At 42.7% G+C, this 26,031-nt stretch carries 20 protein-coding genes and 2 pseudogenes; 13 read left to right on the top strand and 9 right to left on the bottom strand.

The features are described from left to right. Nucleotides 1-8: 8 nt before the first annotated feature. Nucleotides 9-632 carry an arylesterase gene (locus AB4482_RS02720; protein ID WP_017069908.1) on the bottom strand — a complete coding sequence of 208 codons (624 nt, stop codon included), beginning with the start codon at nt 630-632 and terminating at the stop codon, nt 9-11. Between AB4482_RS02720 and AB4482_RS02725 the strand changes: the two genes are divergently transcribed. The 3 genes from AB4482_RS02725 to AB4482_RS02735 all read left to right on the top strand — a co-directional run bounded on the left by AB4482_RS02725 (nt 631) and on the right by AB4482_RS02735 (nt 5,732). Continuing rightward, entirely contained in the window at nt 631-1,305 is a 675-nt protein-coding gene (locus tag AB4482_RS02725; protein ID WP_372133282.1) for an ABC transporter ATP-binding protein, read from the top strand. The genes AB4482_RS02720 and AB4482_RS02725 overlap by 2 nt on opposite strands. 1 nt (nt 1,306) lies before the next feature. Further along, nucleotides 1,307-3,745: an ABC transporter permease gene (locus tag AB4482_RS02730; RefSeq protein WP_372133279.1), complete on the top strand. Its 2,439-nt coding sequence runs from the start codon at nt 1,307-1,309 to the stop codon at nt 3,743-3,745. A gap of 532 nt (nt 3,746-4,277) precedes the next feature. Beyond that, the gene (locus AB4482_RS02735) at nt 4,278-5,732 is read left to right on the top strand and encodes an FAD-dependent oxidoreductase (protein ID WP_017060081.1); all 1,455 of its coding nucleotides are present in this window, start codon (nt 4,278-4,280) and stop codon (nt 5,730-5,732) included. Nucleotides 5,733-5,912: 180 nt separating this feature from the next. On the opposite strand, the gene AB4482_RS02740 is transcribed toward AB4482_RS02735, so the two are convergent. The 3 genes from AB4482_RS02740 to AB4482_RS02750 all read right to left on the bottom strand — a co-directional run bounded on the left by AB4482_RS02740 (nt 5,913) and on the right by AB4482_RS02750 (nt 8,472). Then, nucleotides 5,913-6,863: a biotin-dependent carboxyltransferase family protein gene (locus AB4482_RS02740; protein WP_171732626.1), complete on the bottom strand. Its 951-nt coding sequence runs from the start codon at nt 6,861-6,863 to the stop codon at nt 5,913-5,915. Beyond that, nucleotides 6,856-7,608: an allophanate hydrolase subunit 1 gene (locus tag AB4482_RS02745; RefSeq protein ID WP_372133276.1), complete on the bottom strand. Its 753-nt coding sequence runs from the start codon at nt 7,606-7,608 to the stop codon at nt 6,856-6,858. Before AB4482_RS02745 ends, AB4482_RS02740 begins: the two co-directional genes overlap by 8 nt. A gap of 120 nt (nt 7,609-7,728) precedes the next feature. Further along, on the bottom strand, nt 7,729-8,472 hold the full coding sequence (locus tag AB4482_RS02750; RefSeq protein ID WP_017060084.1) for a 5-oxoprolinase subunit PxpA: 744 nt from the start codon (nt 8,470-8,472) through the stop codon (nt 7,729-7,731). 170 nt (nt 8,473-8,642) lie between these two features. On the opposite strand from AB4482_RS02750, the pseudogene AB4482_RS02755 reads away from it, so the two are divergent. The 4 genes and pseudogenes from AB4482_RS02755 to galE all read left to right on the top strand — a co-directional run. Continuing rightward, nucleotides 8,643-8,837, top strand: a pseudogene (locus tag AB4482_RS02755) (hypothetical protein); the annotation flags it as partial. Between the two features lie 10 nt (nt 8,838-8,847). After that, entirely contained in the window at nt 8,848-9,384 is a 537-nt protein-coding gene (locus tag AB4482_RS02760; protein ID WP_017071502.1) for a YfiR family protein, read from the top strand. Continuing rightward, nucleotides 9,384-11,366: a diguanylate cyclase domain-containing protein gene (locus AB4482_RS02765; RefSeq protein WP_372180514.1), complete on the top strand. Its 1,983-nt coding sequence runs from the start codon at nt 9,384-9,386 to the stop codon at nt 11,364-11,366. Before AB4482_RS02760 ends, AB4482_RS02765 begins: the two co-directional genes overlap by 1 nt. 82 nt (nt 11,367-11,448) lie before the next feature. Then, nucleotides 11,449-12,462 (top strand): UDP-glucose 4-epimerase GalE, encoded by a 1,014-nt coding sequence (gene galE, locus AB4482_RS02770; RefSeq protein ID WP_372169982.1) that lies wholly within the window; start codon nt 11,449-11,451, stop codon nt 12,460-12,462. A gap of 358 nt (nt 12,463-12,820) precedes the next feature. On the opposite strand, the gene AB4482_RS02775 is transcribed toward galE, so the two are convergent. Beyond that, nucleotides 12,821-14,968, bottom strand: a complete 2,148-nt coding sequence (locus AB4482_RS02775; protein ID WP_010429656.1) for a TonB-dependent hemoglobin/transferrin/lactoferrin family receptor — start codon at nt 14,966-14,968, stop codon at nt 12,821-12,823. Nucleotides 14,969-15,192: 224 nt separating this feature from the next. Between AB4482_RS02775 and AB4482_RS02780 the strand changes: the two genes are divergently transcribed. Beyond that, nucleotides 15,193-16,080, top strand: coding sequence for a LysR family transcriptional regulator (locus AB4482_RS02780; protein WP_372170522.1), 888 nt, complete (start codon nt 15,193-15,195; stop codon nt 16,078-16,080). On the opposite strand, the gene AB4482_RS02785 is transcribed toward AB4482_RS02780, so the two are convergent. Beyond that, the gene (locus AB4482_RS02785) at nt 16,072-18,753 is read right to left on the bottom strand and encodes a bifunctional acetate--CoA ligase family protein/GNAT family N-acetyltransferase (RefSeq protein WP_017069918.1); all 2,682 of its coding nucleotides are present in this window, start codon (nt 18,751-18,753) and stop codon (nt 16,072-16,074) included. The genes AB4482_RS02780 and AB4482_RS02785 overlap by 9 nt on opposite strands. A gap of 216 nt (nt 18,754-18,969) precedes the next feature. Between AB4482_RS02785 and AB4482_RS02790 the strand changes: the two genes are divergently transcribed. Continuing rightward, nucleotides 18,970-19,533: an SPOR domain-containing protein gene (locus AB4482_RS02790; RefSeq protein WP_017069919.1), complete on the top strand. Its 564-nt coding sequence runs from the start codon at nt 18,970-18,972 to the stop codon at nt 19,531-19,533. A gap of 179 nt (nt 19,534-19,712) precedes the next feature. Next, nucleotides 19,713-20,708, top strand: a complete 996-nt coding sequence (locus AB4482_RS02795; RefSeq protein WP_102320806.1) for a D-alanine--D-alanine ligase — start codon at nt 19,713-19,715, stop codon at nt 20,706-20,708. Nucleotides 20,709-20,851: 143 nt separating this feature from the next. Here AB4482_RS02795 and AB4482_RS02800 read toward each other — a convergent pair whose 3' ends face one another. Further along, nucleotides 20,852-21,820: a tyrosine-type recombinase/integrase gene (locus AB4482_RS02800; protein ID WP_102320805.1), complete on the bottom strand. Its 969-nt coding sequence runs from the start codon at nt 21,818-21,820 to the stop codon at nt 20,852-20,854. A 100-nt stretch (nt 21,821-21,920) separates the two neighbouring features. Here AB4482_RS02800 and AB4482_RS02805 point away from each other — a divergent pair, with 100 nt between their 5' ends. The 3 genes and pseudogenes from AB4482_RS02805 to AB4482_RS02815 form a co-directional block, all read left to right on the top strand. After that, nucleotides 21,921-22,289, top strand: coding sequence for a DUF3319 domain-containing protein (locus AB4482_RS02805; RefSeq protein ID WP_017060095.1), 369 nt, complete (start codon nt 21,921-21,923; stop codon nt 22,287-22,289). A 3-nt stretch (nt 22,290-22,292) separates the two neighbouring features. Continuing rightward, a complete protein-coding gene (gene yciH / locus AB4482_RS02810; protein WP_008221404.1) occupies nt 22,293-22,604 on the top strand; it encodes a stress response translation initiation inhibitor YciH in 312 nt (103 codons plus the stop codon). A gap of 1,030 nt (nt 22,605-23,634) precedes the next feature. Beyond that, nucleotides 23,635-24,123: pseudogene (locus AB4482_RS02815) on the top strand (GGDEF domain-containing protein); the annotation flags it as partial. Nucleotides 24,124-24,668: 545 nt separating this feature from the next. Here the strand turns inward: AB4482_RS02815 and AB4482_RS02820 are convergent. Both AB4482_RS02820 and AB4482_RS02825 read right to left on the bottom strand, forming a co-directional pair. Beyond that, nucleotides 24,669-24,821: a YoaH family protein gene (locus AB4482_RS02820; RefSeq protein WP_004731009.1), complete on the bottom strand. Its 153-nt coding sequence runs from the start codon at nt 24,819-24,821 to the stop codon at nt 24,669-24,671. Between the two features lie 41 nt (nt 24,822-24,862). Then, complete coding sequence (locus tag AB4482_RS02825) at nt 24,863-26,017, bottom strand: conjugal transfer protein TraF (RefSeq protein ID WP_017069084.1); 1,155 nt, start codon at nt 26,015-26,017, stop codon at nt 24,863-24,865. Nucleotides 26,018-26,031 lie beyond the last annotated feature (14 nt).

Raw genomic sequence — 26,031 nt, forward strand, 5'->3', positions numbered from 1 at the left:
ATTAAAACTTAAAGATACTGATATAATTCTTCGGCGACGAATTCAGCAATCCAAGGTTGAGCTTCTGGTTTTGGATGCAGTCCATCGTTCATCATCCACTCAGGTTTGAGGATGATATGCTCTAGGAAAAACGGCAAAAGTGGCACGTTTTGTTGATCAGCAAGCGCTGCAAAAACGTATTCAAACTGCTGGTTGTAACGCTTTCCGTAATTTGGTGGGATTTTAATCTGCATCATTATAGGTTTGGCGCCCGCAGCTTTTATCTGCTCAATGATCTGCTCAAGATTTGCAGACATCAGCTTAGGTGGGAAACCACGAAGTCCATCATTCGCACCAAGTTCGATAAGAACGGTGTCTGGAGCATGTTCTTCAAGTAGTTGAGGCAAACGAGCTAAACCATTGCCCGTTGTGTCACCAGAGATACTCCCGTTAACCACGGTAACCGCTTTATCATGTTTTGCTAGCGCGTCTGGCAACAAACTTGGCCAACTCTGTTTGATGTCCATGTTGTAACCAGCACTCAAACTATCGCCAAGTACCAATAACTTTGAATCTTGAGCTGACGCAGAGCCTTGAGCTAAAGAAGCGGTTGAAAATAAAATAAAAAATAAAAAGGAAATTAGTCGAGTCATGCATACATCCATCATTAAAGCAGAAGCTGTTTCCAAGACAGTGTCTACTAATCAAGAACATTTAACAATCCTAGAGCGCGTTGATATCGATATTCGTGAAGGCGAAACGGTCGCGATCGTAGGCACGTCTGGTGCAGGTAAATCGACCCTAATGACGCTGTTAGCTGGTCTTGATGTACCAACGAAAGGCGAAATCAGTTTATTAGGACAGCCACTTTCACTGCTTGATGATGAGGCAAGGGCTAAGATCCGCAGTGAATCGGTAGGGTTTGTATTTCAAAGCTTCTTGTTAATTCCAAGCCTTTCTGCGCTGCAAAATGTCACGTTACCTTGTTTGTTGAAGGGAGCAGACGAAGACATCGAACGCGCGACTGCTCTGCTTGAATCAGTAGGCTTGAAAGACAGGCTTGATCACTTGCCGTCTCAACTATCGGGTGGTGAGCAACAAAGGGTCGCGTTGGCGCGCGCATTTATGATTAAGCCAAAAATTCTTTTTGCCGATGAACCCACAGGTAACCTAGACCAACAAACGGCTGCCAAAATTGTCGAGTTGTTGTTTGAATTGAACTCATCCCATGGCACAACGTTAGTTTTGGTGACACACGATCCTAAGCTTGCACAACGTTGCCAAAGAACACTTAAGATGCATGTCGGTCAGATAGAGGAAGTCTAAATTGAATTCATCAAACGGACTGAATAAACGCCTGTTTTCATGGAGTATCGAAGAGATTCGACACGGTCAGTTGTGGCCAGTTTCAATCGCTTTAACGCTTATTATTGCTTGTGTATTTGCATTGTCGGCGCTGGCCGAACGTATGGAACAGGTAATTGTTAAGCAGGGCAAAGATGCGCTTACTGCCGATAGCGTGTTTATCTCAGCAAACCCTGTTCCACAATCCTTGTTAGACCTCACTCAAGTTGAACAGTTAGAAAGCTCTCAGTTGACTCGTTTTTCAACCATGGCATTCAGTGATAACTCAATGCAGTTAGTGACGGTAAAAGCAGTTGAAAGTAATTACCCATTACGCGGTGAAATGATCTTAGAGGGCGCTGATAAAGCATCAAGTAACCATGTTGAGCCAGGGGAACTTTGGTTAGACGAGCGTATATTTGCACAGTTAGAGGTTGAGATTGGTGACGTTGTCACTATTGGCGATGCCGATTTAGCGATAACTGGACGAATCACTCAAGAACCAGGCTTAAGCTTTAACCCATTCCAACAGATGCCAGCCGTTCTGATTCATACAAGCGATATTGATGCCACGGGAGCGATTCAACCGGGCAGTCGTGTTAGTTTTAGGCTGTTTCTCAACGGTGATGATACAAAACTGCAAGCCGCGCAAGACAGCGTAGAATTAACACCAAGCGATCGCTGGCGTACTCAAGATTCTGCGAGCCGTACTAACGACATGTTCGAAAGCACGACTCAATATCTTTCGTTAACCGTTGCAATTGTTGTGATTATGGCTGCGACCACTTTGGTACTCACTTGCCAACATTATGTTGCGAGTCGCCGTAAAACCATCGCGATGCTTAAGAGTTTAGGTGCAAGCAAGCAGTGGATCGTTAAATGGTTGTCTGTGCAGGTATCTCTATTAGTGGTTATCGGTGCAGTACTGGGAATAACTATCGGTATCGGCTTAGAGTTTTTGCTTCGTATACCTCTGGGCGACTTATTACCAACGCCACTTCCTAGCTATGGTATTGAACCTGCGATCTTGGCGATTTTATCAAGCATCTTAATTGGTGTTCCTGCTCTTGGTATCCCGTTAATTGGCTTGGTCAATACCTCGGCAATCAGCGTTATTCAATCAAGTCACCAGTCTAATGAAAGCTACAAGAAATATTTGTTGTTACTGGTACCGACTATTCCAATGATGCTGATGTATGGCGACAATCTATTGGTATGGATAGTTCTAGCGGGTATCGCTTGCCTGTTCTTAGTGCTTGCGGTCGTTAGTACGCTTGTTCTGCGTTTGGTTAGTAAGTTGCCGACATCTACGTCTATGCGTTTAGCATTGAGTCGAATTAATCGCACACCTTTAGCAACTGGGATTCAATTTGGCTCTTTAGCGCTTTCACTGATGTTGCTGTCTATCATCTGGTTGGTAAGAAGTGATTTACTGTCAGATTGGCAGCAAACCTTGCCAGAGAACGCACCGAATGCGTTTGCACTTAACATTGCAAGTTATGAAAAAGACAGTTATCTCGAGACGATTGATGCAAACGAAGTAGAGCGTACTCAAGCGTTTCCAATTATCCGAGGACGACTGACGACGATAAACGGTGTTGAAGCGTCGGAATACAGCGATACCTCAGGCGAAACAGATGCACTAAGTCGAGAGATCAACTTCACTTGGGGAGATAGCTTGCCCGAGTACAATGAAGTGTTAGAAGGTAACTGGACGCAAGAGCATGGCGTATCTGTGGAATCGGATGTCGCGGAGCAACTGGATCTAAAGATTGGCGATGAGCTGTCATTCACAATCAACAGCCAGAATGTTTCTGCCAAGGTGAATAGCATCCGCAAAGTCGAGTGGCGAGAAATGAAGCCGAACTTCTACTTCATTTTTACTCCAGATGTCTTGAGTTCAATCCCTTCTACTTGGCTCGTGAGCTTCAGATTAGAAGAACAACACAATCAGATGCTCAATGAACTCTCTCGAAATCATCCAACCGTGAGTTTGATGGATATTCGCAAGATGGGTAGCAAGATCCAAGAGTTGCTTAAGCAGATTGTTTGGTCGATTACCGTACTTGCGGCGTTAGGTGTGGTGGCGGGGCTGTTGCTTATCTTCACTCTATTGCGATTGAGCTTATCTCAAAGACAACAAGAGATACGCTTGTATCGAACATTAGGCGCGAGTAAGAAGCGAATTCTCAATACTATTTGGTGTGAGTACGGTTTAATGGCGTTAGTCGCAGGCTCAATTGCAGCCCTTGGTTCTGAGCTCAGCGTGGCAGGAGTGATGAACTTTGGTTTTGAGTTACAACCTTCACTTCACCCGATGTTGTGGATAGCGCTACCGGTGCTAACGTTCATCACATTAGCCGCGGTAGTGAATAGCTTAATCAAACGTTTGTTGGCACCAGTAAACAAGGATTTTGGCTAGTCGTTAGCGAGATCTAGCCAAGCGCTTAAAACGGTCTAAAAGTGAGATTATTTATACTTAGTCATGCACTATTTATAATACGTCGCTTTAGACCGTTTTTTATTTAACCAACCGGTAGCATAAGTAAAAAATATCGCACCTTAGATTCCACTGTTTTTAGCATTTTTTAAAACTAATTACCCAATAATGCCGATTTAATGAACAGCGGTTAGTCCCTGTAAACAAAGGGTTTGCGCAACTTAGCAAGAACGTTATCAACAGTTATCCACAAAAACGGTGGATAACTTTAGGGATAAGTTAACCGCTATGTTTTAAGAGTACTGAGGCAGCCTTTATGTGGCGTCACTTAGGACAAATTTGACTGTTAGAATAACCTTTAAAACCCTATCTGGAGTTATTGAGTCAAGAGATTATTTATGTTTTTTACATAGATATTAAATCCCGCCTATCTAAGACCTTGATAAAAATGTGTTTTAATTCATCGCAGAACAAAAGTAGAATAGAGGCAGTTAATCCTATTCTACAGAACACGATGAACCACAACAAAACGGATACAAATCAACCTTCTATTGCCATTGTTGGTGGTGGTATTGCCGGAACAACGAGCGCGATTCACTTTAGTGAGTTGGGTTTTAAGGTCACTATCTTAGAAAAAGGGCCGAGTTTGGTTAATGGTCCACCAATTTGCCACCTGCACGCTGGCGGCAATTTGTATCGAGATATTTCTGTAGAGCAGTGTCTTCAATTGCTCACACAGTCAATTGATACCGTCCGCTTATTCCCTCATACGATCAATATTCGTCCGACAATCATCGCCGTTCCGCACAGTGATGGTGGAGAGCCGTTGGATCTGCTTCCTCGTCTCAAGATAATCAAAAGCGCTTATGCCGATCTTGTTAAACAAGATAAAAGCAACCAAGTGCTCGGTGATCCGGAAGAGTATTATAAGCTGTACAGCAAAGAAGATTTATTAGCACTTTCTGCGAAAACACAGCCTCTGAAACCAACATCGCTTGATGATTGGTGTATTCCTTTCGCCAAGCATACGGATTTAGAGACCCTAAAGTATCCTGTTGCGATGGTCCAAGAGTATGGCTGGAGCGTATTCCGACTTTCTGCGACCGCTCAACTCTCTTTGGGGCAACAAGCTAACTGTACTGTGTTAACCAACAGCCGATTACAATCTGTTGAGTCGACAGGTCAAGGTTGGTCTTTGACTTATACCGATGCCGAAAACCAAAGCTGCCAACTAACGACCGATTACTTGATTAATGCGAGTGGGTTTGAAACGGGTATCGTAGATGACTTTGTTGGCTCTAAGCAGCAAAGACTTGTTGAGTTTAAAGCTGCATACGTTACAGAGTGGCCATATTCGCAAGAATGTAAGGAAGAGTGGCCAGAAGTTATCTTCCATGGCCCGAGAGGCACACCGCAAGGCATGGCGCAATTAACGCCGTATGCTGATGGTGTGTTCCAACTTCACGGCATGACAGAAGGGATTACTCTGTTTGAGGGTGGGCTTGTTTCATCGTCAACAGACTCGTCACAGCCACAGTTGCCTTCGAAGCTGCTTAAGAAAATCGTATCGGGTTGGAGTGAAGATCAGCTTGAATTAAGAACTCGCGCGGCAATAACGCATATGTCTCAGTTCATCCCAAGTTTCAGTTCTGCATTGGTCGGTGGTAAACCTTTGTTTGGTGCACAACAGATTCCGGGAACCGATCCAAGCTTAAGAGCTTCAGACGTTTCATTCTGTGGGGATCGCTATGCTCGACTTGAAGTAGTAAAAGCTTCTTCAACATTAGAAGCGGCACAAAAGGTCGCTGAGCAATGGTTTGATGTATCAGAGGCGGCATCTATTGAAGACACACACTCAGTGACAATGTCACTTAATCTAAATGATATTGAAAACAGAGCGATAGATTTGACACAAGAACGTGGATACCCAGAAGCGCTTGCCAAGGTGTCAGGTCAAGATCACGCTTAATAGCCTATAATTGGTCTATCATCATCGACTGCGTTTAATTTCTTCAATTCGGCTTACTGTAATAGGTAAGCCGAATCTTCATTTCAACATCTGCTTAGATACCGAACCTCATCTAAATGACATCTTCCTAGTTGATTATTCTCAGCTACATAGCATTTAGCACATAACACATCGCAAAAACTAATAGCCGAAAAACTGAGCCCATTGGCACCAAACATCTTGTAAGCCCAAGCGATCGCCCTTGCTGAACGATATCGCATGTCCAGGTTTTGCTTGCGCCAAGCGTGGTAAATCGATTCTGGCGACACATCCTATCTTCGGATAACCACCTATGGTCTGTCTATCATTAAGCAGCACGATAGGCTGTCCATCTTGTGGAATTTGAATCGCACCTAGGGCAATGCCTTCTGACAATAGCGAAATGTCAGGCGAGTCTACGGGCTCGCCACTGAGTCGATAACCCATCCGATTAGAGTTTTGGTCAACGTGATACTGCGCGTTATACAAAATCTCTCTTGCTGACTCGGAGAATAGCTCGCTTTGATAGCCTTCAATCACTCGTAGGTTCACGGGTAGATTGTAATCAGGTGTGTATCGGAAGGTAACACTCAACGCTTTAAATGGATGAGAGAGTTGGTGTTGGGTAAAAGCGATTTGTTGCCCTTGCTGGCATGGCTCGCCATCTTGCGTTAATCCACCAATCTTTTCACGAGTGACTGTAGAGCAGCTATCAAGAGTTGATGGAACATCGAAACCGCCCTTAATGGCTAAATACGCCCTTAGACCATTTTTAGGCAAACCAAATGAGAGAACTTGCCCCTTAAAAGCTTGAAAAGTGCTCCAGTTAGCCTGTGGTTTACCATCGAGTTTCGCTTGTAAATCACCCCCGCATAGTGCCATCTCGCAATCAAAATCGATTCTCAACGCACATTGCCCAAGCGTGATTTCCAACGCCGCTTGGTTGACTGGGTTGCCCAATAGATGGTTAGCCCAGCTATAAGAGTAGTCATCAACCGGTCCACCTTGCGTTAATCCAAGATGAGCAACACCAAATCGCCCAAAGTCTTGAATCAAACTCAACGGGCCGGGCTTAATCACTGTCAGTGTTGGTTTAGTTTTTGTCTTAGCCATTTACGATGCCTCCACCCAACTCTACAAATTCTTTTTTTGAAATCGCTATGAAACGGACGGTATCACCAACATTAAGCAGAGACAGTGGTCTTTGCGTGATATCGGCGTTCTTCAACTGGCTATGATCGAACAACGGAAGTGGGCAATTGCCAATAATATTCCAACCGCCCGGTGAATCCGAAGGGTACACAGCTGTTTTCGTATCCGCGATGGCGATACTGCCTTTGGGCACAATTAAGCGGGGTGTGGAGTGACGGGGCAAGGCAAGCTCATTAACCACATCCGACATAAAGGCAAAGCCAGGCGTAAACCCAATCGCACTGACGCTGTATGTCTGTGAGGTGTGATGTTGAATTATCTGGTCGAGCGACAGGCCTTTGTTTTGATATCGGTCTAAATCGAGCGCCGTTTCTGGTGAGTAATAGGCAGGAAGCTCAATCGTATCGCGAGTTTTACTAACACTAGAAAAGGACGACAGAGCATGACTCAACAAATTATTGAGCTGTTCAATGAGCTGCTGTTCTGATATTCGATAAGGGAGGTAGTCGACCAATATTGTTTGGTAAGCCGGTGTCACATTCATCAACACCGATGCTAAGTTTTGGCGAATGGCATCGGAAAAGTGAGCTATGTATTGCGCATATTCGGCGCTAGATTGATTATTTGAAGGCGATAGCGTCAAGGTCGCCAAAACGCTGCATTCCGCGATTGGCGCTATATTGTATTCAATCTGATTCGTCGTCATTTCGTTTCCATACGTTTGTTTGCTTACTTGGCGTGTCTCACTTCCGTGTCCAAGCCAATACAAATCAATTAGATCTCACGAGCGATTAGACCATGCGTCATACCAATCACACGCTTCATACTAATTAAAAGCGTTGAGGTCTTGTCTGATTTTTCTAATTAATGCGATGGATTGAGGGTTATCACCATGAACACAGATAGTATCAGCTTCAATAGGCAGTCTTTCGCCCTCTAAAGTCGTAACCGAGCCATAGTTAATGATTTGCATAACTTGGTTATAGATATCGTCTTGATTGACGTAAACCGAGCCTTTTTGAGTACGTGGCGCTAATTGTCCGTTATTTAAATAAGCACGGTCGGCAAACGCTTCAAACAAGAGAGGCAAGTCATGGTCGTCAGCAATATCCAAATACTGTTGATTGTCTGATGAAGAGAGAATCATCAACGGGATGTTAAATTCAGCGACGGCTTGGGCTACCGCATTGAACACATCAATGTTTGCCATCATATCGTTATAAAGAGCGCCATGAGGTTTCACATAGCCAACAGTGGTATGGTGATAGCGGCAAAGGGCTTGTAATGCACCGACTTGATAACAAACCAGCTCACTGATTTCGTCCATGGTGTGTGGAATAGAACGGCGACCAAAACCAACGAGATCTTGATAACCGGGATGAGCACCAATTTGGGTGTGATAGTGCTGCGCCAGTTTTATCGTCTTGGACATAACGTGCGGATCAGACGCGTGGAAGCCACAAGCGATGTTTGCCATATCGACCCATTCCATGACCGACTCGTCATCGCCCATCTTCCAATTGCCGAAACTTTCTCCCATGTCGCAATTAAGCAAAATCTTCGTTGTCACGTGGTGCTAATCCTTTACGTTGAGGTAAGTAATGACGGTCTTATAAATACCATAAATAAACAGTGACCTAACTCAAACTTTCGACACCGTAGATTTACCAGTATGGCATTTCATATATAGTTGAACTATTGATTAAAGGATTAATATCTATCTGTATATTAGGTGAGCACATGATATCCCGCCAGGTTTGCTTAGGACTAGCATTAATGATACCTGTTTTTGTCTCTGCTCAAGAAAACTCTCTAGACCAGCTGATGTCGATGAGCCTTGAAGAGTTGTCTATGTTAGATGTCGAAATGGAAACGGCTTCGAAAGTGACACAAAAACTTACCGAGATTTGTGTCAACCAAGAGTCCGTATATGTGAGGGTCTCTCATGAATTCTAAGTGGCTCAAGTACCGTATTAAGCTCGGTTTTACTAAACTCAGCCTTGCCACTTTAGCTATGTTTATTGTGCCTTTGAATACATCGGCGGCTAGCTTCAAGCCTTATGAAGTGAAAGCGGTGTACCTTTTTAGAATTGCCAACTTTATTCGTTGGAACGACGAGAGCACCATGAATACGGTTAACTTCTGTGTGATTGGAGATGAGAAGGTAAGCAAAGCACTGACGTCGATTACACAAGGAAAATCTATTCGTTCGCTCGCTATCCGAGTTCAACAGTCGATTACTTCTAAGTGTGATATTACGTATTTGTCTGACCGTAAAAATGACCAATTTCTTAGTCAAGAGCACTCGCCACATACTGTGACAATCAGTGATATCCCTAACTTTACGGACTTAGGTGGAATCATTGAACTCACGCACATCGATAATAAGCTCAAACCTAAGATCAATCTAGAGAACGCAAGGCGCGGTGACTACGTCATTGGCTCGAACCTGTTACGAATCGCTATAGTGGAGGGCCAATAATGTTGTCTTTCATTAATAACATATCGATTAAAAACAAGCTGATATTACCCATTATCATTATCATCTTCATCGCAGTCACTTTTGTAACGATCCAATCGGTAAATTACACTGTCACGTTTGAGAGAGAGAAAGAGAGTCTTATTCAGCGTGTTAAAGTGCTAGCACAAGGTGTTGCTTATAACTTGCAAGCCGCGATTTTATTTGAAGACAAGTCATCGGCTCAGGAAATATTGTCAGCTTTCGTCGCAGATAAAGATATTGTTAGAGTGAAGCTCTATGACATCAACGAACAGCTTTTTGCCAGCTATCAGGTGAGCAACACTCTGGTTCCAAGGCCAAACGCAGAAGAATTAGACGATATCGCCGATCATCAATTTGCCATCTCTGAGCATTTCATCTTCTTGCTCGTTCCAGTGACACTGGATGGCGCAGTGATCGCGAACTTGAGAGTAACAATATCGAAAGAGACGTTTAATTCGATCTTAACGAATATTTTCAAGGTTGCGGTCGTCTACCTGTTGTTTCTGGTGATGTTAGGCGGAGTAGTGGTCAAATTGGTGCAACGCTTGATTATCGAACCGATGTTTGACCTCAATGAGGCGATGCAAGCCTTTGTTGAGCGTCGTTCGAAGCAGCCTAAATTAGTCGTAACGAACCGCGATGAAATCGGCGATCTGGTTCGAGCTTTCAATACCATGTTAGAAAGGCTTCAACATCGCGATAACCAAATCAATTTTACGTTAGACAAGTTACAAGAAGAAAAATCATTCGCAAATGAGGTCATTGAAACCGTTCAGCACTCTTTGTTGGTGGTGGATGAAAAAGGGCTCATTCTTCATGCGAACGCAGCTACTCGGGATATTTTTAAATGCTCGGAAGCCTTTCTTGAGAATTTGTTGATCCAAGAGTTGATCGCGACCAAGCAAACGGGTTACTTACAAGATGTTATTGATGCCAATATTGAACTTAATGACGAATTGCTGGAAACCACCGATCTCTTTCAATCAAAACGCTGGCTTCGTGTGAGCAGTCGTTCTTTGACAAAACATGGTCGTATTCTTTATGCAATCCAAGATGTCACCGACATAGAAACGGCCATGAGTCGCCAACGTATTGCTGCGGGTGTTTTCGAAAACAGTAAAGACGGCTTGATCGTGCTCAACTCATCCAATGTGATAACCATGGTTAACCCGGCGATCACACAACTTCTCGGTTATCACTCTGATCTGCTGGTGGGCAAAACACCATTTGAAGTATTTTCGTGGCAGCAATTTTCATCATTGATGCCGACAATTCGCAGTTCGTTAGAAAACTATGGTCAATGGCAAGGCGAAGTGTGGGAGAAAAGCGCGTCCGGCACGTTAGTTCCAATGTTTGTCAAAGTGAATCGAATTGCCTCAGACAACGAGAAAGACGAGTTTGATATGGTATTAACGCTGTCTGATTTATCCAACGTTAAAGAGATGGAAAGACTCGAACACTTGGCTCATCACGATGCATTAACCGGGTTAGCGAATAGAGCGCAGCTGTATAAGGTTATGGATGATGTTGTCACGTCGAGCCACTATTCAAATCAGCATTTTGCGGTTATTTACTTGGATTTGGATGGCTTCAAAGAAGTGAATGACAACTATGGTCACGATGCGGGTGACGAAATCCTTAAAGAAGTGTCAAACCGGTTATTATCTCAGGTAAGAGCGGGGGATTTGGTTGCACGTTTGTCGGGTGATGAATTTGTTCTTATTATTAAACAGACAAACAAAGTCTTATTAGCGAAGTTAGCCGAGCGATTGTTGGATCTGATCGGGCAAGAAGTGAATTATAAACAGCGTTCACTTCATGTTGGGGCGAGCTTAGGTATCAATTTAGTTGATGGCTCAGAGCGTGATATTGACGTGATTCTAAAGGTTGCTGATGAGGCTATGTACCAAGCGAAACGCAAAGGAAAAGGTCAGTTTGTGTTCGCTCGTGAGGGTAAATAGGCACCGGTGTTTGTGAGCTCACCCTAAATTGTTGTATCATAAGTGATAGGTTGAATATTTTTAATTAAAAGGTCTGCTAAACATGAATGTTTTAGTTACAGGTGGCATGGGTTACATTGGTAGCCATACAAGTATCCAGATGATCAACGCAGGTATGACACCTGTACTTTTTGATAGCTTGTATAACAGTAAACCAAGCGTGCTAGAGCGTATCGAAAAAGTATCAGGTGTTCGCCCTAATTTCATTGAAGGTGACGTTCGTGATAAAGCACTTTTGACTGAAACTATGAAGCAACACAACATTGAAGCCGTTATTCATTTCGCTGGCCTAAAGGCGGTTGGTGAATCTGTGGCTAAGCCTCTTGAATACTATGACAATAACGTGAACGGCACGTTAGTTCTTGTTGATGCAATGCGTGACGCTGGTGTGAAAACCTTAGTATTCAGCTCTTCAGCAACGGTCTACGGCGATCCTGCGAGTGTGCCTATCACAGAAGATTTTCCAACAAGCGCAACCAATCCTTACGGTCGTAGTAAGCTAATGGTTGAAGAGTGCTTAACCGATTTCCAAAAAGCCAATCCAGATTGGAGCATTACGCTGCTGCGTTACTTTAACCCAGTAGGTTCACACCCAAGTGGTGAGCTAGGTGAAGACCCGCAAGGTATTCCAAATAACCTAATGCCATTTGTCTCTCAAGTAGCAGTGGGCCGCCGTGAATTCCTATCTGTATTTGGTAGCGATTATCCAACAAAAGACGGGACTGGCGTTCGCGATTACATCCACGTAATGGATCTGTCTGATGGCCACATCGCAGCGCTTGAGAAAGTAGGGTGCAAAGACGGTCTTCATATCTACAACCTTGGTACGGGTAACGGTTCAAGTGTGTTAGACATGGTTAAAGCATTCGAACAAGCAAGCGGTAAAGAGATCCCTTACAAGCTAGTTGAACGCCGTCCTGGTGACATCGCAGAGTGTTGGGCAGATCCAGCTAAAGCTCAGAAAGAACTGGGCTGGAATGCAAGCCGCACATTGGCTGAAATGACCGAAGATACATGGCGCTGGCAGTCAACAAACCCGAATGGATTCCCTGGTTAACCTAGTGGTTTCGTGAATGATTCAAAAATTAAAAGATGCTTTCGGGCATCTTTTTTGATCTTAATCGAATAAAAAGTAAATTAGTGGTTAAAAAGTATCATTCTGTATCTGTTGTGTTATTATCCACGCGAATTATATGTTTAATGTTAATTTTCTTTGGAGTTAATCATGGAACTAGGCCTAATCATCACTTTCATCGTTGCTGCTGCAGTAATGGTTAAAAAAGAGATGGCAGAGAAGTAATTTCACTTATTACCTTTTTTATACAATTTTTTAGTGAAATAAATTAAAAGCCAGCAATTAAGCTGGCTTTTTAGTTTCTGCTGTATCAGATTCTGTCGTTAAGTTTTCTAACGAGTTAGAATTCGTATTTAGCTGAAATACCGTAGTTTCTTTCCGCTTGAGTGTTCTCTTTGTAAAGTTCATCATCACCGCGAATATCATTCCAACGGTAGTACTCTTCGTTAGTTAAGTTGAACACACCACCACGAATCGTCAGATCCTTCATTGGTTTGTAGTAAGCTGTTAAATCAACAACTGTTGCGCTTGGAAGCTCAGCCTGGCCTGCGTTACCGCCACTTTCGTCATCGAAGTTGATGTCTGAACCAGATTTGTCAGCTGTGTAGTTTAACTTAACGCTAGTACCCCAATTTTGGTTTGGCGCATCATAGTTAAGACCTAACACCGCATTCCAAGGGTTAACACTATTTAGTGCATTTCCGTTTCCGTCCTCACCCTCTGTGTATGAAGCTACGAAGTGAGTTGAAATACCCTTAGGCGCACCAACCAAGACATCCCAAAGTAACGTGTTCGAGAATTCAATCCCCTTTATCGTTGCCGAATCCAAGTTAACGTTAGAATAGTGCGTTGTTCCACCAACCTTTTTCGTAACCACTGTCTCGATAAAGTCATCGTAGTCACTGTAGTAGGCCGCGATTTCAGATGATGAAGCTTGAGTGTTGTGACGATAGCCTAGCTCGTATGAAATACTGGTTTCTGATTTAAGATCTGGATTTGGATCATTTACGTACCCATGTCCAGGGTTATCATATGTATAGTAAAGTTCATCAAAAGAAGGGGCTCTAAAGCCTTGGCTAATTTGGCCAAAAATAGTGCCTGTATCTGTAAGTTTGTATGTTGAACCTAAACGACCAGTTACCGCAGAATCTGAGAAATCACTCAACGTCTCAGTGGTGTTGTTACCAGGATCAGTTGAGAAATAGTCAAAGCGTACACCAGGGGTAACAATAAGTTTGTCATTCACTAAGCTAATTTCGTCTTGAATAAACAAGCCAAATTTTTGCTCCTTAGCATCTGGAGTATATACATAAAGTTGGTTATCAGTAGCAGGATCAGAGTTATACTCCATATTGGTGTTGCTGATGTCACTATGTGTATAAGTTGCACCATACACTAGGTAATGGTTGTTAATTTCTTTATCTAGCTGAGTCTCGATTTCAAGCTTATCTTCAGTGTACTCGTAGTCTTTTGTTTGTAAGTTGTCGTTGTTAGCTGGTACCCAAGGTGGCATACCTGGGCCTGCAGGTTTAAAGCGCTTAGTTACACCATTCTCTTCTTTAGAAATGTACGATACTTTACTCGTTACAGTATCGGCAATTGTGCCATCAGCGAACCAAATGTGCTTAATAGCGAATCGATTTTGCGTTGTGTCATCAGCACCTGTATAGCTATCGTAGCTTGAGTGGTAGATGTCAGAGTCTGAAGTATCTTTGATTAGCTCAGCTAAAAACTCGATACGATGACTTTCGTTTAACTGATATTGCAACTTAACCAAAAGATTATCTGCTGAAGTATCTTGACCTTCTACAGCGTAGTTCTCTAAGTCGTTAGGGTTACGGAAGTTTTGCAACTCTTCACCATCTCGACGAGTGTAGGCTACCAATGTTTCTAGGTCATCGAATCGATTAGCTAATGCAACGTGCTCACTGAAAGAGTTATCTTCTGAAGAGTAAGACAGTTTCGCTTGACCGCCAAAGTCTTCTCCATCTTTTAAGAAATCAGAAGGGTCTTTAGTTTCAAAGGCGACAACACCACCAATAGCGTCGCTTCCGTGTAAACTTGAAGCCGCACCTTTGATAATTTCGACACTTTTCAGCATATCGGGATCGATTGAAATACCGCTAGAGTTAATAAATGCGTAAGGGCCACCATCAAATGAACCTGGTTGCGATGAGCCATCCACTAAAATCTTTACGCGCTTACCTTCCATGCCACGAATGTTGATGGTTTGTGCACCTTGTCGAGAGCTCGAGTTCATCGTTACACCTGGAGTGTATTCGAAGATTTCGTTAACATTTTTTGCCATGTTCTCTTCGATTTGCTCATCGGAGATGACTGCAACAGAAGCCGCTGTATTGATAAGTGTTTGATTCGTGCGCGTCGAGGATACAACAACCTCATCAAATAGGGCATAATCTTCAGCAAAGGCTGACGTTGATGAAAGCGCTAAAACGATTGAAGCAGAGAGCAGGGATTGCTTATACATCTGATAGTTACCTTAGTTCCATAGTATTATCTTGATTTGCGAAATATAATATTGGATCTAAATGATAATTACTATTATTTGCATTTAAATAATTTTCAATTTTATCAACTAACTCATAATTAATACTCTTAAATATCTGTATTAAAAAGACTTTTACAGTTCCATTCACAGCCTGAATGCTTCTGTTTTTGTGATTCAAGTCTCATTTATAAAGTAGGAAAGCTATGCATAGCCCAATAACACTTGAAGCATTACACATACTAGATGCTATCGATCGTCGTGGAAGTTTCGCCGCAGCAGCGAATGAAATGGACCGAGCGCCATCATCATTGAGTTACCAAATTCAGAAGTTGGAGCAAGAGCTAGACATCATGATTTTTGATCGGTCTGGGCATCGTGCAAATTTCACGGAAGCGGGGCAGTTAATACTAGAACAAGGCAGGATAATTCTTGGTGCGACTGAACAACTCGTTAACGATGCGAGTATTCTTGCTAATGGTTGGGAGCTAGATCTAACTATCGCCTTTGATGGCATTATCCCGATTGCTAACTTTTTCCCACTGGTAGATGAACTAGGAAAAATCAGTAAAACACGCGTTCGTTTGCAAGAGGAAATCTTAGCGGGTTGTTGGGAATCTCTCACAGATGGTCGTGCTGACTTATTGATATGCCCTAAGCTCGAGACAATTCCAAACGATATGAAAAGTGACGTAATTGGTAAAATGGAGATGGTGTGGGTCGCGGCATCAAGCCACTATGTTCACAAGCGTTCTGGTGAATTCGATCAGAAGGCGAGAGAAAGTTACAGGGTTATTGCCATTGCAGACACCGCACGCGATCAGCCAGCACTAAGCATCAATATTCTAGAGAAACAGCCTCGTTTAACCGTGACAAGCTTTCCTGCGAAAGTAGAGGCTTTGACATCAGGACTAGGGATTGGCACCTTACCGAATAGTGTCGCTAAACCTTTGATTGAATCTGGCGTACTACAGCAGATCTCCGGTACAGAACCACAACCGATCGATATTGTTATGGCTTGGCGACGCAACAAAATGGGCGACGCCAAGTCTTGGTGTATCCAACATCTTAAAAAGACATGGGCGTTAAAGTAACGGTAACACCATATCTGCAGTACCATCTTCAAAACTGATATCTAGCTTAAAACCGAGCTTTTGAGCTAGTGTCAGCATCCCTCTATTGGTTGGCATCGTCATACCCGACATCTGCTTGGTCTGCTTCGCACGGCAGTAATCGATAACCTTGGTCATAAGAATGCGACCTAGACCAACACCTTTAAGGTCAGAACGAATCAATATTGCGAATTCGGCGTCTGTGTTCTCAGGGTTAATCAGCGCACGGGACACGCCGATGATCGCTGGAACGCCTTGTTCCTCGCGAACGACCACAAAGGCGATTTCTCTATCGAAATCAATCTGAGTGAAATTCGCCAACGCCTCATGATTGAATTCACCGACATCACTAAAGAAACGCTTATAGAGATCTTCCTTAGACACACGGTTAATGAAGTCAGCATGAAGCGGTTCATCTTCGGGAAGAATAGGGCGTAACAACACTTCGGTTCCATCTTTTAGCTGGATACGTTCTTCAAGCTCGACCGGATAAGGGCGAATCGCAAGACGTTCCTGAGGATCGCCTTCGTACGCTTTCAAGATGATATCGGCATCTAATATCGTGAACTTGTCACCATTGGCCAGTACTGGATGGATATCCAAATCATGTATTTCAGGGCAATCCACTACCATTTGCGATATACGTACCAATAACTCAGACAAACCTTCTATATCGATGGGGTTAGGGAGTTTTTGTAGACGAATCTTGCCGCTTTTTATCGCTCGAATAATCAAGTAACGCGCCAGTGTCATGTTGAGCGGTGGAAAAGCAGCTGCGGCATCAATCGACTCATCCCACTCCGAACCACCTTGTCCAAGTAATATGATTGGGCCGAAGGTTTCGTCTGTTGTAACCTTAATACGCAACTCTTGGCCGCCCGCGAGCTTAGCCATACCTTGAATTAACAAGCCGTGGATGTTTGCTGTAGGGAAGGATAATTGAGAACGATCGAGAATTGCCTGAGCCGCATTGGCAACTTCACTGCTGTTTCGCAAATTGAGCATCACGCCTTGTACGTCTGACTTATGTGCAATATCCGGCGAACGTAATTTTACTGCGACGGGATAACCGATCGTTTCAGCGATGTGTACCGCTTCACTTGGGTCAGAAGCGATCCAAGTTGGTAACACATCGAGGTTGAAGCTCTTGAAAAACTGACTGTTTTGGTGAGTATCAAGGCTAACTGTATCTTTATCCAGTAGTTTTCTTTCTATCCAACCTTTCGCATCTGCTAGATCTTCAATGTGTACTTTTTCTGCAGTGGTCGGCGTTTCCATTAACTGACGTTGGTTACGTCTGTACTCGACTAGGTGCATGAATGCGACCACAGAGCTTTCAGGGGTCCGATAAGTTGGGAAACCCGCTTCGGTAAACAGCTTTCGTGCGGGCCTTGCTGTTAGCTCACCAGACCAATTCGTCAGGATGTTAAAGCGCTTGTGGCGAGGGTGCTTCTTAATCGCTTCAATAATTCGTTCTGCCGTTTTAGCGGAATGTGCGACCGCTGAAGGGCTGTGCATGATAAGAATCGCGTCTGCTTCATCGCCATCGAGTAAGATGTTTATAGTGTCGATATAACGTTGATCACCAGCGTCGCCGACAATATCGATAGGATTGCTATGAGACCAACTCGATGGCAAAACCTTGTTCAACTTATCAAGTGTCTCTTCTGAAAACTCTGCGAGCTTACCACCGCGGTCAAATAGGGTGTCCACAGCCATAATCGCAGGGCCGCCACCATTAGTAACAATAGCCAAGCGCTCGCCTCGCAATGGTACTGAATGAGTCAGTGTTTCTACCGCAGCAAACAGTTCATGTAAGTTCTTAACTCGTAGCATGCCGCTGCGTCGGATTGCGGAATCATAAATAATATCTAATGTGTCGGCACCGCCAGTGTGAGCCATTGCTGCGGCTCTGCCTTTCGCCGTTCGACCGCCTTTCAACACCAAAATTCGTCGGTTACGCGAAGCCGCACGCGCTGCAGAAATAAAGCGCCTCGCATCAGTAATGCTGTCTACATAAAGCAATATCGCTTCGGTGTGAGAGTCGGTACTGAGATAATCCAATAACTCCGAGAATTCGATATCGCTACCATTGCCTATAGAGATAAACGCCGAAAAACCGATCTCTTTGTCATTAGCCCAATCGAGAATAGTGGTACACACAGCTGCCGACTGAGAAACAAAGGCGATCTTACCGGGTAATGCTGTCACTGGAGAGAATGAGGCGTTCAAATTTAACCAAGGAACAATCACCCCCAAACTATTGGAACCCAACACTCGAATGTTGTGCTTTTTGGCAATCGCTAGGCATCGTTCATCATACGTCTCACCATTATCGCTTTCTTGCTGCATGTCTGAAGAAAGGACAATGACAGAGGCTATACCTTTCTCAGCCAGTTCTTCAAAAATAGCGACATTACGGGTCGCATTGGTACACAAGATTGCGAGGTCAGGAACAATCGGTAACGACAAAATGTTCTTGTAAGAAAGCACACCGGCCACTGAATCATATTTCGGCGTAACCGGCATCACCGCACCTTTAAAATCCCCATGCAACAAATTGTTCATAACAATATATCCTGCGCGTGTTTCTCGTTGAGAAGCACCAACAACAGCGATTGAACGGGGTTTAAGTAGGGGATCAAGATGATTCATAGACATATCCTAGCAATGCACGTAAGTTCATCGTAACTTACTTTGCACTCACAGGTTGATGGCAAATTCACCGAATTCAGATGAATAAGCAAACCCTGCATAAAGTTTGTGAAATAGGTCACCCACTAATGGTATATAATCCCAAAGTTAACTTGATTCTAAACCGACGTATCGGCATGATTTATAGTAATTATTATTAAGGATATAGAGCTTTCCATGAAAAAATTTGCAATTGTGACTTTGCCACTGCTCTTGGCTGCATGTGTATCTGACGACTACGTTACCAATGTCACTTCAGATAGTTATCAAGAAGAGTACAAAACGGCAAAAGTTGAAGCTCCAGTTGTATCTCAATCTGAGCAAACAAGCGTTGTTGAAGAAAATGTTGTCAACGTTATCAGAACCGAACCTGTTGAACAGAAAGTCGCTCAAACGACTCAAGCTAAGCCAGTTGCAGTAGTGACAGGCCCAACCAAGAAACAACAAGACATGAACCAACGTTTTGGTTACACAGTTCAAGTTGTTGCTGTTGGCAGCCAAAGTAAAGTCGATTCTTTCGTGAAAATGCTACCTACGACTTCTCAACCAGTTTGGGAAAACTACAAAATGGTTAACGGCACTAAGTGGTTCACGGTACTTTATGGTGACTACGCAACACGCTTAGAAGCTAAAAAGGCAATCTCAACACTGCCGAACACTTTCCAAAACTTGAAGCCGTTCGTTAAGAGCATTGATGACATCAAGAACTCTGAATACCCAACGCTTAACAAGTTGAACTAAGTTTTGATTCATAAAGAAGGGGCAAATGCTCCTTCTTTTGTTTTAAGACTCGCTGTTTTGTTTAATAGTTAATCGCTCGATCTTTCGAACGCAATTTTAACAATCAAAACACTGTACCTATCTCGACTTTTGTTTATCATTGAAGTCAGTACTCCTAGTTTCAAGGACCGAATTTACCCATGAACACCACAAACATCCTTCTACTTTGCGGCGGTGGATCTTCAGAGCATGAAGTATCTTTAGTTTCAGCCAATTACCTTTTTGATCAACTTAATAGCGTTGCAGATTTTAACGTTGTAAGAGTTGAAATTAAGAACGAAGGCTGGTGTCTTGATTCAGGTGAATTGGTTTATCTTGATATTAACGACCAAACCTTACGCGGTGACAATTTAGCATCTAAAGTCGATTTCATTGTGCCTTGCATACACGGTTTCCCTGGTGAAACAGGTGACATTCAATCACTGTTTGAAATGGCTAAAATTCCATACCTAGGTTGTGGTCCAGAAGCAAGCAACAACAGCTTTAACAAAATCACGTCAAAGCTTTGGTACGACGCACTTGGTATTCCAAACACGCCGTACCTGTTCTTATCAGACAACAATGATCAAGCTCACTCACAAGCAACTCAAGCATTTGAAAACTGGGGTAAAGTGTTTGTGAAAGCGGCTCGTCAAGGTTCTTCTGTAGGTTGTTACCAAGTTAACCAAGTAGAAGATTTAAGCGAGGCTATCAACAAGGCGTTCACTTTCTCGGACCAAGTATTGGTTGAGAAATCAGTGGTGCCTAGAGAGCTAGAAATTGCTGCTTATGAAATCGATGGCGAGCTACACATCAGCAAGCCGGGTGAGGTGATTGCACCGAATGGCGCATTTTACTCTTACGAAGAGAAGTACAGTGCAGACAGCCACTCGATCACTGAAGTTGAAGCAAGTAATTTAACTGACGAACAGCGTGAATTGATTGCAGACAGCGCACGAAAAGTCTTCACCCAGATGAAGCTTCGTCACTTGTCTCGTATCGACTTCTTTTTAACGCAAGACAACGAGATCTACCTGAACGAAGTCAACACCTTCCCAGGTATGACGCCAATCTCCATGTTCCCTAAAATGGTTGAGCATGACGGCCACAAATTCAGCCAGTTCTTAGAAAACTGCGTGAGAACAAGCCTTTCTTAGGTTTCTAACTCGTTTTCGTTCACTTAGAGCTGAACCCAAAAGTGCCTTAAGCTTTCGCCAAGGCACTTTTTGTTTTTAAAGCTAGCCGTTTTTTACGAATCTATCATTTAGCCACAACTTATATCCAAGTAATTACGAACCGTTTATTGCCAAGGTATTAGCGCCTTAAACTTCATCTTCTCACTCTCAGCCGTTCCCGTGAAACCCACATATTGGGCTGGCATGGCAGGGCTAAGCCAGCGACCAAAGTCCTGAATCTCTCTAACCTTAAGACCTTGTTTCGACAACTCTTGTGCAGCACCAACACGAATCGAATTTCCAGAGAAATGGTGATTTTCTGGCAGTTGAAGTAAGTCGCTAGCTCTTCTCAATATCCTATAGATGGACGAATCATCTAAAGGCTGCAAACCAATATTCTCATGCTTGTCTATCGCACGAAATACTGGCAAGTCATCTTGTATACCAGTAAACGAAAGCCAACGTTGAAGTGCAACACTGGCTATTTGTGACAACTGATAAGCCGAATCTTTGACTGTTACTTGGTAATGATCTTCAACGTACTCAACATCACTCATCGATAACAACTTAAGCTCTGAGCGCTTTAAAGCACACTCGAACATCACGTTATAAATAGCAATGTCTCTGATCTCTTTCAGGTTTGCTTTCTCATGGGAGAGTAACGTATTCAAATCAGTGAGATGCACAGATGTCATAGCATTGGTTTGTTTAGCGTCACCGGCCATTTGAGATTGTAAGTGGAGTAGGGTAAAGCGAACTTGCCTGTGCTTGATCGGGTTAGCAAAGCTCAACACAGTATGTAACATGCTAAGCGTTGCAGTGTAACGTTTTAGCGATGCGTATTTTCTATCGTTAGACTCCGTTTCAAGAAAACGACGAACAGCGGTTATAGATGCGGGAAGTGTGTTAATACGATGTTTGGTACAGAACGCATGATAGCGATTCCAATCACTGTAAATGCCCAACAGTGAATTGCGAGAGTATTGAAATCCTGTCAACTCATCTATAATTTCTATTGTCGCGTTGCTGTTTAATTTTTCAACAAATGAATTAATTATCACAGAGTCAGTTAAAATAGGGACTTTTTTTCTCAAATTACCATACCTCGACAGGTGTTTTTACCATATTATGCTTGATATCATTATTAGTATACTTATGATTAATGCAGTGAAAACAGAAAGATGATTAATAGATATGGCTAATTCAATTTACCGAAGCGTCCATCTTCAATCGATAGATGCTAACAACACAGTTTGGCGTGCTAAGTTAAAAAACAACGTTATTCAGGGCAACCTAGCTGCCGTGAAAAAGAGTATTGATTGGTGGATTGATACCGCATCTATTATTGATCCAAAAGAATTCATGTCATTAAATAAGTCGAGAGGAACTGGTGGCTCGACTGAAAACTTCAACGGCTACCAAATCAAGAATGACACCGGTGAGCCTAATGCGTGGTATTGCATGTTTAACGGTCGCTTAATCAAAGGCGGCAAGGTTGCAATCCAACGCCATATAGAAGCTTACTTACTCGCAAAACAAAAAGCAGAGCAACAAAAGAAGTAAATTATGAGCCTAGTATATTCAACAGAAACAGGTCGCATTAAGCCTGAAGAAGAGAAAGTCCAACGTCCTAAAGGCGATGGTATCGTTCGAATCCAAAAAGAAACCAAAGGCCGTAAAGGCAAAGGCGTTTCTGTCGTAACTGGCTTAGACCTAGATGACGCACCATTAAAACTAATGGCAGCAGAACTCAAGAAAGTTTGCGGCTGCGGTGGCTCAGTAAAAGATGGCAACATCGAAATTCAAGGTGACGCGCGCGACAAGATCAAAGCGCACCTTGAAAAGAAAGGCTACAAAGTTAAATTTGCTGGCGGTTAATCTCTAACTAATACCAGGGTTAAAATCGAAGATTATTATCACTGGTTATTAGGTATTTTATGGTAAATAGCTAGTATGGTTAAATACACAGTATAAATTAGAGAATATCGGCACAATACAAAGGCAGGGCATCACACAAAGATACCTGCCTTATAAACATCAAAATCCATTTAACATAACGTACATAATACGCAGTTAATAATACGTGTAGTTAATTCTAAAGGTAGTATTCTCATCTTTTGTCCTTAAAATCTTTGTTCCAACTGACTCTCACGCTTCTTGCGCCGTTCAGAGTTTTCTTATCGCATTTGAAATCTAATAATTATATGTACGGCCAGCGTCTACACAATTCAATCTTCATTCAGAAAATCTAATTGACGCGAAACTTTGTCCGTCTGGTTTAACTTATATGCCACTTCTCTGTTTGCACTAACGGTTCGCTGCGCTGTGTGCAATTCTTGTAAGCATTGCTGTTGTTTCTATTCCAGATTTCACACACGCGACCAATGTTTCTTATCAACTGCACATGCTTAGCTCTCGTTTAAATCCATCAACTAATAAAGTTCGTGTGTCTTATGTAGACCCGCACACAGATTTTTCAAACCTTCTTAACGATTCTCTCTAGAGTTAGTACTTTGTGTTCAGTTTGCATAGATTCATTACACTTATTGCTGGTACACAACACCGATACTTGGGAGATCCATAATCACGGTTTGCCCTGAAATTACGTTCAATTGGACTTAGGTAGCTTTGGTAATAAACCTAAGAGTTACTTTAAACCCATTGCGCTTAGTTTTTCTTTACTTGTTTTCTCTAACTGATATGCCTGCTTTGAAGTCGCAATGGTGTTACCGCCTGAGATTAGAAAGCTTATAATGTTTATCGACACATGTAATCAATAAGTAAAGTGACACTGTAGCTAGCTGTACAGGTAAAGCTTGGTCCTATGGAAACACAAAATAAAGAACCCAAATAACAACTGTATATTTACACAGTTAAATTATTATCCCCTTAAAACGTTACCTTTCGTATAAATACCGAACAAAAACAACGCTATTTAGGCATATATCTGTCGCTGGGCGCGTATTTTTGCCTAGCAATCACGCTAGTGTCGTTGATCTCTTTTAATACGCTCATGGATAAGAACTACATCATCACACCTGACAGATAACCTACGCGCGTAAATACAGACAGAGACTACGATGGTGGCACCGTAGGCTCATTACATAAGTCAGAAGATGGAATTGAGTTACAGTGTGACTTTGAACAAACCTATAGCTTACCCTTCTGTGAAATTGAGTTCGTTATATCGACCCAAAATAAAGGGCTCGATCTCTCAACGTTCGATTCGGTCACCATCAATATAGAATATGAAGGTCAAGAGGAGCCAAGGTTTCGATTCTACATACGTAACCACGACGACAACTACAGCGCTCAAAGCGACCCTATTTCTAACAAGTCCTATCGCTTAGACTTATCATTCCCCAATAGAAAACACATCAATTTAGCATTCTCAAATTGATACGCGCCGCATTCCTTAATCGACTTCTACACAACACCTTACGCCTCGTAAGCTTTTTAAATACTTATTCTGTAAAGCACATATGTGGCAACGAAGCTTGCTCTAAGCGGTGGTAAGCCATTCGCGGTATCGGTTTTGAATATTACCGTCGCTACTTATCTCGCACTGTTTTTAGATAAAATCCTCATTTGTCTGCTTCTGAACATTCATGGATTCTCATCCGTTCAAAATACAAGTCACAACGTCACTAGCCGTAAAAACACCATATATTTAGCCATTTAGACATGGTGACACAAATACTGACACCTAAAGTGGCGATTGTTTTACTTTCAGATCTTGCTGTAATTTAATTACAACTCAAAGCCAAGTAAAGCCTGATAAGTTAATTACTCTGACGTAACTTGTTGAATAAAAAGTATTTAAGAGTTTGGACAGGTCGGGATTTAGAGAAACTAAAGAGTAGGTATGTACGAGATAATATACTAGAGGGTAATATATTTAGTTATAGTGCACTACCGTATTAAAAAAGAAGGGCTGATGCCCTACTCTTCTTTATTACTCATTTCTTCACGGATTTGCTCAGCAACGATTTTGATAGCTTGCGCTGTGCTGATGCCTTGGGTCATCATTTCTTGAATTCGTTCAACAGCTTTCTGTTGTTCTTCGTGAGAAAGGGTTGGTAAGTCGTTTAGCATGCTCTGCTCCTTTATTTAGGAGCAGAACTATATAAGGACTGTTAGTAACTAGCAAGGAAATTGATTGATGCACCCATTGCATTTTCATTTGTGTAGTTAGCACTTAGATCTAGCTGAAACAAGTTCAATGGCGAGATACCAACACCAGCTGTCACTGTTCCTTCTGAATCAGAGTAAGCCAGGTTCTTGTAATACCCTCCCCTTAGCTTAAGCTGACGTAACAGGTCGACTTCAGTACCAACACGAATCATCTGTTCGTTGTCTTCGAACGAAGTAAACTTCTCTGCTTCATTCAAATCATAATCAACACTCAACGTAAAGTAATCAGAAACGATCCCCGCACCAACAGTGTAGACAGGCCCCAGGTTATAAGAATGACTCGATGTTACTGTTCTTGTAGCCCCTGTGCTGCTTGTTAGCTGTTGGCTAACGGATTTAGTTTCAATCTCACGGTCTATAATATTCGTTGCAGAAAAACCCACTCTAAATGGGCCGTAAAACCAAAGCGCACCTGCATCAATATTAAATGTAGTTTCCGCGGTGTCGTTTTCTCGAACATCACTTAGATCGTAGTTTTGTGCCGAGGCAATGTAGTTATACGTATAGATTCTTTGGAGTTTTGGAGAAATACCAAACGACAAATGTTGTCCCATGAACGTTTGATATTTTGCTAATGATATACCAGCTTCCATAATGCCAATAGAAACAGCTTTAACAGCAGTTAACTCAGCATTAACCAAGTCACTATTAGCAGCGTCACTAGATGTATCAGGGGTTACAAATGATTCAGTGTATGCTTTTGCAAATACGTTTGCTGCAATATACTGATTTGGTAGAGCGAATGCTACAACACCACCTAAATCAACATTCAGGCTATCACCATTAAGAGCATCTAGATCAGAACCAGTCACAGTACCTGACTCAATGCTGTCAACTAAATTATCGATATCATCAACTAAGTTATTAGGGTCATTATAATTACCGCCAAAACTTGGCGTGATCATTCCCATGTCATCATTACGACGATAAATCGCAACAAGTGCTGGGTTATAGAATGGAGCAGTTAGGAAGTTTGCTGAAACAACACCAACACCACCCATCGCATCACCACGCGCTTCAATGGCGTAGTTTGCTGCTGAAAGAGGAAGACTGGCGAATGCAATTGACGCTGCGAGTAGTTTTGTAGTTTTTTTCATGCCGTTTATCTTTG

Origin of the sequence: Vibrio sp. 10N.222.55.C7 (genome assembly GCF_041473335.1) — a bacterium.
GTDB lineage: Bacteria > Pseudomonadota > Gammaproteobacteria > Enterobacterales > Vibrionaceae > Vibrio > Vibrio crassostreae_C.

Bases quoted from the DNA above. Each gene is read 5' to 3' on its own strand.
- AB4482_RS02785 (WP_017069918.1), bottom strand. From the start codon at position 18,753: ATGAATCATCTTGATCCCCTACTTAAACCCCGTTCAATCGCTGTTGTT.
- AB4482_RS02720 (WP_017069908.1), bottom strand. From the start codon at position 632: ATGACTCGACTAATTTCCTTTTTATTTTTTATTTTATTTTCAACCGCT.
- AB4482_RS02795 (WP_102320806.1), top strand. From the start codon at position 19,713: ATGAACACCACAAACATCCTTCTACTTTGCGGCGGTGGATCTTCAGAG.
- AB4482_RS02745 (WP_372133276.1), bottom strand. From the start codon at position 7,608: ATGACGACGAATCAGATTGAATACAATATAGCGCCAATCGCGGAATGC.
- AB4482_RS02765 (WP_372180514.1), top strand. From the start codon at position 9,384: ATGTTGTCTTTCATTAATAACATATCGATTAAAAACAAGCTGATATTA.
- AB4482_RS02735 (WP_017060081.1), top strand. From the start codon at position 4,278: ATGAACCACAACAAAACGGATACAAATCAACCTTCTATTGCCATTGTT.
- AB4482_RS02820 (WP_004731009.1), bottom strand. From the start codon at position 24,821: ATGCTAAACGACTTACCAACCCTTTCTCACGAAGAACAACAGAAAGCT.
- AB4482_RS02740 (WP_171732626.1), bottom strand. From the start codon at position 6,863: ATGGCTAAGACAAAAACTAAACCAACACTGACAGTGATTAAGCCCGGC.
- yciH (WP_008221404.1), top strand. From the start codon at position 22,293: ATGAGCCTAGTATATTCAACAGAAACAGGTCGCATTAAGCCTGAAGAA.
- AB4482_RS02790 (WP_017069919.1), top strand. From the start codon at position 18,970: ATGAAAAAATTTGCAATTGTGACTTTGCCACTGCTCTTGGCTGCATGT.
- AB4482_RS02780 (WP_372170522.1), top strand. From the start codon at position 15,193: ATGCATAGCCCAATAACACTTGAAGCATTACACATACTAGATGCTATC.
- AB4482_RS02775 (WP_010429656.1), bottom strand. From the start codon at position 14,968: ATGTATAAGCAATCCCTGCTCTCTGCTTCAATCGTTTTAGCGCTTTCA.
- AB4482_RS02805 (WP_017060095.1), top strand. From the start codon at position 21,921: ATGGCTAATTCAATTTACCGAAGCGTCCATCTTCAATCGATAGATGCT.
- AB4482_RS02760 (WP_017071502.1), top strand. From the start codon at position 8,848: ATGAATTCTAAGTGGCTCAAGTACCGTATTAAGCTCGGTTTTACTAAA.
- AB4482_RS02825 (WP_017069084.1), bottom strand. From the start codon at position 26,017: ATGAAAAAAACTACAAAACTACTCGCAGCGTCAATTGCATTCGCCAGT.
- AB4482_RS02725 (WP_372133282.1), top strand. From the start codon at position 631: ATGCATACATCCATCATTAAAGCAGAAGCTGTTTCCAAGACAGTGTCT.
- galE (WP_372169982.1), top strand. From the start codon at position 11,449: ATGAATGTTTTAGTTACAGGTGGCATGGGTTACATTGGTAGCCATACA.